Source organism: Komagataeibacter sp. FXV3 (genome assembly GCF_015155755.1).
GTDB lineage: Bacteria > Pseudomonadota > Alphaproteobacteria > Acetobacterales > Acetobacteraceae > Komagataeibacter.
Genome location: NZ_VWPI01000042.1, coordinates 1 through 10,693 on the forward strand (window position 1 = coordinate 1; position 10,693 = coordinate 10,693).

The 10,693-nt window shown below is 60.1% G+C and carries 6 protein-coding genes and 1 pseudogene; 6 read left to right on the top strand and 1 reads right to left on the bottom strand.

Annotation, left to right across the window (positions count from 1 at the left end; genetic code table 11):
• Window positions 1-126: pseudogene (locus F1542_RS03900) on the top strand (class I fructose-bisphosphate aldolase); the annotation flags it as partial.
• An 83-nt stretch (window positions 127-209) separates the two neighbouring features.
• On the opposite strand, the gene F1542_RS03905 reads toward F1542_RS03900, so the two are convergent.
• Entirely contained in the window at window positions 210-1,691 is a 1,482-nt protein-coding gene (locus F1542_RS03905; RefSeq protein WP_193731917.1) for a sugar porter family MFS transporter, read from the bottom strand.
• Between the two features lie 966 nt (window positions 1,692-2,657).
• On the opposite strand from F1542_RS03905, the gene tkt reads away from it, so the two are divergent.
• From tkt to F1542_RS03930, 5 genes are all read left to right on the top strand, one after another.
• Entirely contained in the window at window positions 2,658-4,778 is a 2,121-nt protein-coding gene (gene tkt / locus F1542_RS03910; RefSeq protein WP_193731918.1) for a transketolase, read from the top strand.
• 85 nt (window positions 4,779-4,863) lie between these two features.
• Window positions 4,864-7,728 (top strand): bifunctional transaldolase/phosoglucose isomerase, encoded by a 2,865-nt coding sequence (locus F1542_RS03915; protein ID WP_193731919.1) that lies wholly within the window; start codon window positions 4,864-4,866, stop codon window positions 7,726-7,728.
• A gap of 111 nt (window positions 7,729-7,839) precedes the next feature.
• Window positions 7,840-8,841 (top strand): phosphogluconate dehydrogenase (NAD(+)-dependent, decarboxylating), encoded by a 1,002-nt coding sequence (gene gnd / locus F1542_RS03920; protein ID WP_193731920.1) that lies wholly within the window; start codon window positions 7,840-7,842, stop codon window positions 8,839-8,841.
• A 108-nt stretch (window positions 8,842-8,949) separates the two neighbouring features.
• A complete protein-coding gene (zwf, locus tag F1542_RS03925) occupies window positions 8,950-10,482 on the top strand; it encodes a glucose-6-phosphate dehydrogenase (protein WP_193731921.1) in 1,533 nt (510 codons plus the stop codon).
• A gap of 57 nt (window positions 10,483-10,539) precedes the next feature.
• Window positions 10,540-10,693 (top strand): HAD hydrolase family protein (locus F1542_RS03930; RefSeq protein WP_182356577.1); only part of this gene is annotated, 154 nt, incomplete at its 3' end.

Genomic DNA, 10,693 nt, shown 5'->3' on the forward strand with positions numbered 1-10,693 from the left:
ATGATCGCCAGCTTCTCGCGCGCGCTGCTCGAAGACCTGCGCTACACCATGACGGATGCGGAATTTGACGCAGCCCTTGCAAAGTCCATCGCGCAGATCTTCAGGGCTTCAACGCAGAAGGCCTGATCCCCCCGTCCTTTTTTCATTTCAAACAAAAACGGCTTCCGGTGCATTCCGGAAGCCGTTTTTTGTCCGCCTGCCGTCGTGTGTCAGGCAGACGGATGTGTGGACATTTTTCCACCCTGCGGCAGGGAACGCGCACCCAGGTCACGCAGGGGCCACCCCGCAAGCAGGTGGGATTCAATATCTTCCAGCGAAACCCCCTTCGTTTCCGGCACATAGAATAGTGTGATTACGATAAACACGGCATTCATTCCCGCAAACAGCCAGAACGTATGGGCTTCCCCCAATGTATCAAGCACGCTGAGGAATGTGTTGCTGACCGCCCAGTTGGTGGCCCAGTTGGTAAAGGTGGAACAGACAATGCCAAAGTCACGACCGCGCAGTGGCTGGATTTCAGCGCACAACGTCCAGACCAGCGGCCCGGCGCCAATGGCGAACCCCAGCACAAACACCAGCAGCGACCCCACCATGGCAATCTGGGCCACGGTATCATGACCGCCATATTCAACCAGCCCGCCAGCCAGCAGCATGCTGCCCGTCATGATGGCACAGCTGAGCAACAGCAGCGGCCGGCGGCCCCAGCGGTCAACCGTCACGATCGCGACACATGTGGCGACAAGGTTGATCAGGCCGATCAGGGCCGTGGCCCAGCCTGCGGCGGACGCGCCGAAACTGGCGGCTTGAAAGACCTTGGGCGCGTAATACATCAGCACATTGATACCGGTCAGCTGCTGCATGATCTGCAGCACGATGCCCAGTCCGACCGAACGGCGGAAATTGGCGTTATTGCGGAAAAACGAAAATCCTTCCGACCGGCCACGGGTCAGTTCCGTGGCAATATCGGATATTTCCCGGTCAGCCTGTTGCGGGCTGGGACGCAGGTAACGCATCACCTTGCGCGCGCGCAGCTTCTCCCCCCGCATCATGAGCCAGCGCGGGCTGTCCGGCAGGAACAGGCAGCCAACAAGGAATACCGTCGCGGGCACCGTCATGAGGCCCAGCATCCACCGCCAGTGCGCGCCATTCGCCAGCACCCCATCGGTTACATAGGACAGGAAAATACCGCCCGTCATCATTAACTGGTAACAGGCGATCATCGACCCGCGCTGCGCCACGGCCGAGACTTCGGATATGTAGAGCGGCGCGGTAAAGGCCGCGATCCCCACCGCGAAGCCCAGGAAAATCCGACCGATGACAAGCATGGCAACGGACGGGGCCAGCGCGCTGATCAGGGAACCGACAAGAAAAAGAATGGATGAACCCAGCAGCGCGCGCCTGCGTCCAAAACGGAACGAGATCGTCCCGGCGATCAGCGAACCCACGGCTGCCGCCGCCATCATGGAGGAGACGATCCATTCCTGCATGCGTGGCGATGCATTGAAATCCGTCCCGATAAAGCGCAGCGCGCCCGCGATCACCCCGGTATCCAGCCCGAACATCAGACCGGCAAGGGCCGCCAGCACCCCTACGACAATGGCATGCCCCGCCGCGGGCGCATCCGGGGCGGGGGGCTGACCCTGTGCGGTGACATGTATCATGGTACGGGAAACCAGATCTTCTTCGGGCATGCGGGACACCTTTTCTTTTTATTTATTGAAATGCGGCTGTTCCACACAGACGCTGATATGCATGCATCAATGCATGGATTGCCCCCTGCTGAACAATAGATATGAACCCGGTCGCCAACATTTTTCTGTGACCCGGATATCTAATATTTTTATATAAATCGAAGAAAATCCTGATAATGGTGGCAAGGCGCCATTCGTCGGCTTCTTTGTCCATCACTTTCGGCATGACGGGCGGGAACGCAGTCCCCATATGGCATGAAGGGATATATTATGTGCAATCCGTATTGCAGATATAAGTAACAGAATCCTCATTGAAATAAGAATCGCATACAGGACCGAACCAATCCCCAAACGTATCTTATTTTTACATATGTTCTATCCATTAATCCTAAAAATATATTCGATTCCCGCCTTATGTTATTTTCTTAACGTGTGATCATGCACATATTTTTGTGTACTGCAGCTGTATACAGGCCTGTTTGATGGCATCCAAACCGTCCATGCGCGCCTGCATTTCCGATCCCCGCACCATGCTGAAAAATGGCAGGAAACCGTATATTTTCCGACATTGACATATCTTGTCACATTTCCATAACAGCATATGGAAAATGTATGGCCATGCACGGAAAGAATAAATGAGTATCGAGAACTCGTGAATGAACGAGGCTGGAATTAGGTCCGGATTGGGACTTCAATGCAGGAACTGCCGCGCCAGACATGACGCACTGTTCCATATCAATAAACCGCACGACTGAATCAACTACATCCGGCCTGCGGGTTATACTGGGACCATGTCGGCGCATCAGTCCCTGTACTGTCACGGATGGCAGCAGGGTAATGGATCTCGGCACAGGTATGTGACGTACGCGGCATGCAGGCATGACCGGATGAATGCTGTCCCCTCATGCAATTCCATGTAACGCCCGTAGCGAACAGGGCTGGCCGTGACAACGGAGGACGGTTTTCATGCGTTCATTATTTCCCTGTCCCGTATGGGCACCTGATGGTGCCGGCAACGCACGGGCGGATCTTGATACCCTGTGCATCAATACAATCCGTACATTGGCCATGGATGCGGTGCAGAAAGCCAATTCCGGCCACCCGGGCACGCCCATGGCGCTGGCCCCGCCAGCCTATGCATTGTGGCGCGACGTCCTGAATTACGATCCCGCCAATCCCCTGTGGCCCAACCGTGACCGCTTCGTGCTGTCGATCGGCCATGCCTCCATGTTACTGTATTCGCTGATCTATCTGTCCGGTATCCGTGATGTGAAGGATGGCCGCGTACAGACGGACAGGCCCGCACTGACCCTGGCGGATATCGAGCAGTTCCGCCAGCTCAATTCACGCACCCCCGGCCACCCGGAATATGGTCATACCGCGGGCGTCGAGACCACGACCGGCCCGCTGGGGCAGGGATGTGGCAACTCCGTCGGCATGGCCATTGCCCAGAAATGGCTGGCCGCGCATTTCAATAAACCCGGTTTCGACCTGTTCACCTATCATACCTATACGTTCTGTGGTGATGGCGACAACATGGAAGGCGTATCCAGCGAGGCCGCGTCCATCGCGGGCCACCTGAAGCTGGGTAACCTGACATGGATCTATGACAGCAACCATATTTCCATCGAGGGCAATACCCGCATCGCCTTTACCGAAAGCGTGCATAAACGCTTCGAGGCCTATGGCTGGCATGTCCTTGAACTCAAGGATGCCAACGACACCGGCGACATGCGCCGCCTGCTGGCCGAAGCGAAGGCGGAAACATCCCGCCCGACACTGATCATCGTGCATTCCATCATTGGCTGGGGGTCGCCGCACAAGGCGGGCACGGCGGCGGCGCATGGCTCGCCCCTGGGTGTGGAAGAAATACGCGAAACCAAGAAATTCTACGGCTGGCCAGAAGACAAAAGCTTCTACGTGCCCGATGGCGTGCCTGAACACATGCAGCAGGGCATCGCCACACGCGGGGCCACCGCCAGCAAGGCGTGGCATGACCTGCTGGCCCGCTACCGCACGGCACACCCCGACCTTGCAGCCGAACTGGACCTGATCCTTGCTGGCAGGCTGCCCGAAGGCTGGGACAGCCAGATCAGCGATTTCCCTGCGGACGCCAAGGGCCTTGCCTCCCGCGCCAGTTCCGCGACCGTGCTCAACCAGGTGGCCGCCAGCTATCCGTGGATGATCGGCGGATCTGCCGACCTGTCGCCATCGACCAAGACGCACCTGACATTCAATGGCGCCGGTGATTTCCAGCCCCCGCAGTGGGGCGGAACCTATGGCGGGCGCAACCTGCACTTCGGTGTGCGTGAACATGCCATGGGGTCGATCTGCAACGGGCTGGCGCTGTCTTACCTGCGGCCCTACTGCTCCGGCTTCTTCATATTTTCCGATTACATGAAGCCGCCCATCCGGCTTGCGGCGCTGATGAAGCTGCCGGTGCTGTATATCTTCACCCATGATTCCATCGGGGTAGGCGAAGATGGCCCGACCCACCAGCCGGTCGAACAGCTGGCGCAGCTTCGGGCCACACCGGGGGTGACCCTGATCCGCCCGGCGGACGCCAACGAAGTCGCGGAGGCCTGGCGCACCCTTGTCCCGCTGGTTGACCGCCCCACGGTTCTGGTGCTGACACGCCAGAACCTGCCCACCATCTGCCGAAAGACCTATGCACCGGCCACCGGCCTGGCAAAGGGTGCCTACGTGCTGGCCGACAGCAGCACCGGCACGCCCGATGTCATCCTCATGGCAACGGGCAGCGAGGTCGAGCTGATCGTAAAAGCCTTCGAACAGCTCAAGGCCGAAGGAATCAGCGCCCGCATCGTCTCCATGCCGTCATGGGACCTGTTCGAAGCCCAGCCCCGGTCCTACCGCGACAGCGTGCTGCCGCCCGATGTCACCGCCCGCGTGGCGGTGGAACAGGCGGCACGGCTTGGGTGGGAACGCTATGTCGGCCTACGGGGTACGACCATCGTAATGCACACATTCGGTGCCTCCGCCCCGGCGGGTGAACTGGAGGTCAGGTTCGGGTTCACGGTGGACGCCGTCCTGACCGAAGCCCGCAGGCAGCTTGCCATCCGGCGCTGAGCGCCCGCCCAACCATAATTACGACAGGACAGCCACCACGGCCACCCGCCGGATGGCTGCCTGCAATACATGAAGGAAACACACCATGACCGCGTATGATGCCGGCACCAGTGAAGCCGCCAATCCGTTAAAACAGCTGGCCCGCCTGGGTCAGTCCCCGTGGCTGGACTTCATCCAGCGTTCCTATACCGAAAGCGGCAAGCTGAAAAAACTGGTGGAGGAAGACGGGCTGAAGGGCGTCACCTCCAACCCGTCCATCTTCCAGAAAGCCATGGGCCACGGCACCGATTACGATCCGCAGATCCGCCAGATCCTCGAACACCAGATCGTTGACGCCGGGACGCTGTATGAAACACTGGCGATCCATGACATCCGCGCGGCGGCAAAGGTGCTGCACCCGGTCTATGAACAGACCGCGAAGGTGGATGGCTATGTCAGCCTTGAGGTCTCGCCCTATCTGGCGCGTGATACCGACGCCACCATTGCCGAAGCGCGGCGGCTGTGGCTTGCGGTTGGCGCGCCCAACCTCATGATCAAGATCCCCGGAACGGATGAAGGCGCACCCGCCGTGCAGGCCGCCATTACCGCGGGGATCAATGTCAACGTAACACTGCTGTTCTCGCTGAATGCATACAAGAAGGTTGTGGAAGCCCATATCGCCGGGCTGGAGGACCGCCTGAGCCGCGGCGAAAGTGTTGCGGGGATCGCCAGCGTCGCCTCTTTCTTCGTCAGCCGCATCGACGTGAAGATCGATAAGGAAATCGATGATCGTATCGCCGCGGGTGACAGCGATGCGGCTGCGCTGAAGGCCCTGCGTGGCAAGGTCGCGATCGCCAACGCCAAGCAGGCCTATGAATACTGGCAGGGCGTGGTGAAAAGCCCGCGCTGGCAGAAACTGGCGCAGGCCGGCGCCATGCCGCAGCGCCTGCTGTGGGCCAGCACCAGCACCAAGGACAGGACGTTTAGCGACGTGCTGTACGTGGACGGCCTGATCGGCCCGGAAACCGTCAACACCATTCCCCCCGCGACCTTTGATGACTTCCGCGATCACGGGAAAGTCGCCCCGACCCTGACACAGGACGTGGCGGGCGCGCACAGGGTGATAAGCGAGGCCCGGCGCCTTGGCCTTGACCTGGATGGCGTGACCCGGACATTGGTGGATGAAGGGGTCCGCGGCTTCGAGGAGGCATTCGACGCCCTGCTGGGGGCGATTGCCGCCAAGCAGGCAGCCTTCCTGGGCCACAGGATCACCACGACCACGCTCAACCTGCCTGCCGACCTTGATACGGCGGTCAAGGCTGAACTGGAAACATGGCGCATACAGGGTAACGTGCGCCGCCTGTGGGACAGGGACGCCACGTTATGGACGGGACATGATGAGGCAGGCTGGCTGAAATGGCTGAACATTGTTGATGACCAGTTGCTGGATCTGACGAAGTTCGAGGAATTCCAGACCGAAGTGAAAGCACGCGGCTTTCGCGACGCGCTGCTGCTGGGCATGGGTGGGTCGAGCCTTGGGCCGGAAGTCCTGTCAGTAACGTTCGGCAAGCACGAGGGCTTTCCGCACCTGTATGTCCTCGACAGCACCGACCCGCAGCAGATCAGGGATTTTCAGGACAGGATCGATATCAGCAGGACGCTGTTCATCGTCTCGTCCAAATCCGGCGGCACGCTGGAACCGAACATCCTCAAGGCCTATTTCTTCGATCAGGCGAAAAAGGTGTTGGGGGAGCGGGCCGGTTCACATTTCATCACCGTCACCGATCCCGGTTCGCACATGGAAGACGTGGCGAAGAAGGACGGATTCTGGAAAATCTTCTACGGTAACAGGCAGATCGGTGGCCGGTATTCCGTCCTGTCCGATTTCGGCATGGTACCCGCCGCCGTTGCCGGCCTGCCGCTGAAGCGGCTGCTGGATTCCGCCCTGCGGGGTGAAAAATCCTGCGCCGCCTCCGTCCCGCCCGCGCAGAACCCCGGTGTCATTCTGGGCAGCGTGCTGGGCGTGGCCGCGCGGTCGTTCGGCCGGGACAAGGTCACGCTGCTGGCATCGCCCGCCATATACGACATGGGCGCATGGCTAGAACAGCTTCTGGCGGAATCAACGGGAAAGGACGGCCGCGGCCTGATCCCCATTGATGGGGAAACCGCCGGACCCGCGTCCGTTTATGGCAAGGACCGCGTGTTCATATACCTGCGCCTGGGTGAGAAGCCATGTGAAAAGCAGGACGCGGCATTCAAGCGACTGATCGCGGCGGGTGAGCCTGTCGTAACCATCGAACTGCATGACCGCCACCAGATTACCGAGGAATTCTTCCGCTGGGAATTCGCAACGGCCGTCGCCGGTTCAATCATCGGCATCAACGCCTTCAACCAGCCTGATGTCGAGGCGTCGAAGATCGAGACAAAAAAGATCACCACCGCCTATAACGAAACCGGCAGACTGCCGCCGTATGAACCGTTCGCGAAAGACAGCTGCTTTGCCTTCTATGCCGACCCCAAAAATGTTTCAGCCCTGAAGGGCGGCACGGCGGAAGCAATCCTGAAGGCCCATTTTGCCCGGGGCAGGGCGGGCGATTATGTCGCCCTGCTGGCCTATATCGACCGCGACACGGCCACGCGCGAATGGCTGCAGCAGGTGCGGCTGTCGGTGCGTGATGGGCTGAAGCTGGCCACGGCGGCAGAATTCGGCCCCCGTTTCCAGCATTCCACCGGCCAGGCCTACAAGGGCGGCCCCAACACCGGCGTATTCCTGCAGATCACGTGTGATGACGAAATCAACCTGCCGGTACCGGGGGAGAAATATACCTTCAGCATCGTGAAGGAAGCACAGGCACGCGGGGACCTGGAAGTACTGGGCGAACGTGGCCGTCGCGCCCTGCGCGTGCATATCCACGGTGACCTGAAATCCGGCCTTGAAAAACTGGCGCAGGCCATCAGGGCCGCCGTCTGATCGCACGGCGCAGTCGCCCCGCCACGATCAAAATGGCGGGGCCCACTTTTTCACCAGCCCGGTATGGGCTGAAGCGCAGGGCACGCCCCTGCCACGGGAGCAGCAGAAATCATGCAGATTGGTATAGTGGGTCTGGGCAAGATGGGGGGCAACATCGCCATCCGCCTGACGCGTCACGGGCACGATGTGGTGCTGTATGACCGCACGCCGGCGGTAATGACCAAAATCGCGCAAAAGGCCGAAGCCGGAAAGACCATCGCCTCATCCGGCCTGAAGGACATGGTGTCCAGACTGACGGCACGGCGGCGGATCATCTGGCTCATGCTGCCCGCAGGCCCCGTAACCGAAGCGGCGGTGGAAGAACTCGGCAGCCTGCTGGGGCAGGGGGATATCCTGATCGACGGTGGCAATTCCTTCTACAAGGACGACATCCGCCGGGCTGCCGCACTGACAAAAAAGGGGATCCACTATGTCGATGTCGGTACATCGGGCGGCGTGTGGGGGCTGGAACGCGGCTACTGCATGATGTACGGCGGCACCCGGGATGCCACGGACCATATTGACCCGATCCTGTCCGCCCTTGCACCGGGAATTGGCAATATTCCCCGCACGCCAAACCGTGACAAGCCCGGTTTCGACCCGCGTGCCGAACAGGGCTACCTGCATTGCGGGCCTGCGGGGTCGGGCCATTTCGTGAAGATGGTCCATAACGGCATCGAATACGGCATCATGCAGGCCTTTGCCGAGGGCTTCCATGTCATGAAGTCCAAGAACTCCACCGAACTGCCTGAAAACCAGCGCTTTGAACTGAACATGGCCGATATTGCCGAAGTCTGGCGGCGTGGCAGTGTCGTGTCGTCATGGCTGCTGGACCTGTCGGCCAGCGCGCTGGCGGGCAACCCCGACCTGTCGAACTACAAGGGCGACGTGGCCGATTCTGGCGAGGGGCGGTGGACCATCGAGGCCGCAATTGAAGAAGCCGTACCCGTCCCGGTCATGACGGAAGCCCTGTTCACGCGTTTCCGTTCGCGCACCGGCAACAACTTTGCCGAAAAGATGCTGTCGGCCATGCGTTTCGGCTTTGGTGGCCATATCGAAGGCACGAACAACTGACGGCACGCGCCTGATAACGCACCCGGCAGGCCAGACCACGCTGGCACCATAACGACCACGGGCGGCCTGGTCGGGTTTTAACGCTAAATAAGTTCAGGGAGAAGCAAGATGGAGAGCATCGTCGCATCCGCGTCCTCGCAGATTGACGACACGCGGCATGAAAACGTGCCGCGTCGCGGGCCACCGGGGGTATTTGTCATATTTGGCGGGGGCGGGGACCTGACGCACCGCCTTCTTGTCCCCGCACTTTATAACCTGGCCAGTGCGGGACTGCTGGACGGCCATTTCTCCATCATTGTGGTGGACCGGGCCGATGTCTCGGCGGCCGACCTGCGCCAGAGCTTTCATGCCTCACTGGAAAACTTCGTAACCAGTCGCGGCACCGAAGCCGTCAGCCTGCATGATGATGTGTGGAAACGCCTGGCCTCCAGCATCGACTATGTGCGCGGTTCGTTCGAGGATAGCGCGACCTACGACGCCCTGGCCCGGAAAATCGGCAACCAGAACTGTATTTTCTACCTTGCTGTGGCCGCCCGTTTCTTTGGCACGATCGTGGACCAGCTTGGTGTATCGGGCCTTGCGAAGGAAAGCGGGAAGGCCTTTCGCCGGGTCATTATCGAAAAGCCATTCGGCAGCGACCTTGCATCCGCCATCGCGCTGAATGAACGGCTGCTGCATACGCTTGATGAAAGCCAGATTTACCGGATCGACCATTATCTGGGCAAGGAGACGGTACAGAACATCCTTGCCCTGCGGTTTTCCAACGGTTTCTTTGAACCCTTGTGGAATCGCGACAATATCGACCATGTGCAGATCACCGCGGCCGAGACGGTAGGCGTGGAACAGCGCGCCCGGTTTTACGAAAGCACGGGTGCGGTGCGCGACATGGTGCCCAACCATGTCATGCAGCTTCTGGCCATGACGGCGATGGAAGCCCCCATTTCATTCGATGCCGATGCGGTGCGTGATGAAAAGACCAAGGTGCTCAAGGCCATCCATGCCGTGCAGCATCATGACGTGGTGCGCGGCCAGTACGCGGCGGGCAGCATAAAGGGCCAGCCCGTTGCGGGGTATCGTGAAGAACCCGGCGTTGATCCCCATTCCCATACCGAAACCTATGTTGCGATGAAGCTCATGATCGACAACTGGCGCTGGGCGGGGGTGCCGTTCTATGTGCGCACCGGCAAGCGCCTGGCCGCGCGCAAGACGGAAATCGCGGTGCATTTCAAGTCCGCACCCTATGCCCTGTTCCGCGATACGCCGGTGGAAAAGCTGACACCCAACATCATGCTTTTGCATATCCAGCCGACCGAAGGGGTGACGCTGCAGTTTTCTGCCAAGATCCCCGGTCCCACGGTACACCTGGGCGGCGTGCGCATGAAGTTCGATTATTCCGAATGGTTCCACGAGGGGCCAAGCACCGGTTACGAGACGCTGCTGTATGACTGCATGATCGGGGATGCGACCCTGTTCCAGCGCGCGGACAATATCGAAGCCGGATGGCGTGTGGTCCAGCCCGTTCTGGACTGGATGCACGCACCTGCGGGGCTGGATTTCTACGCCGCGGGCAGCGAGGGGCCAAAAGCCGCCGATGACCTGCTGGCCCGCGATAACCGGCACTGGCTGAAAATCGGGTCCTGATGGGACCTGACGCACACGCCAACCAGACTGACATGATACTGACAGGAGGACACTTGCGTGTCTGACCCCGAAATACGCCTTGTGCTGGCCGATGTGGATGGCACCCTGGTCACGAAGGACAAGATCCTGACACCCCGGGCGATCCGGGCTGTCGAACGCCTGCGTGAACGCGGGATCCTGTTCACCATCACCAGCGGCCGCCCGCCCAAGG

Bases quoted from the DNA above. Each gene is read 5' to 3' on its own strand.
- F1542_RS03905 (WP_193731917.1), bottom strand. From the start codon at position 1,691: ATGCCCGAAGAAGATCTGGTTTCCCGTACCATGATACATGTCACCGCA.
- tkt (WP_193731918.1), top strand. From the start codon at position 2,658: ATGCGTTCATTATTTCCCTGTCCCGTATGGGCACCTGATGGTGCCGGC.
- F1542_RS03915 (WP_193731919.1), top strand. From the start codon at position 4,864: ATGACCGCGTATGATGCCGGCACCAGTGAAGCCGCCAATCCGTTAAAA.
- gnd (WP_193731920.1), top strand. From the start codon at position 7,840: ATGCAGATTGGTATAGTGGGTCTGGGCAAGATGGGGGGCAACATCGCC.
- zwf (WP_193731921.1), top strand. From the start codon at position 8,950: ATGGAGAGCATCGTCGCATCCGCGTCCTCGCAGATTGACGACACGCGG.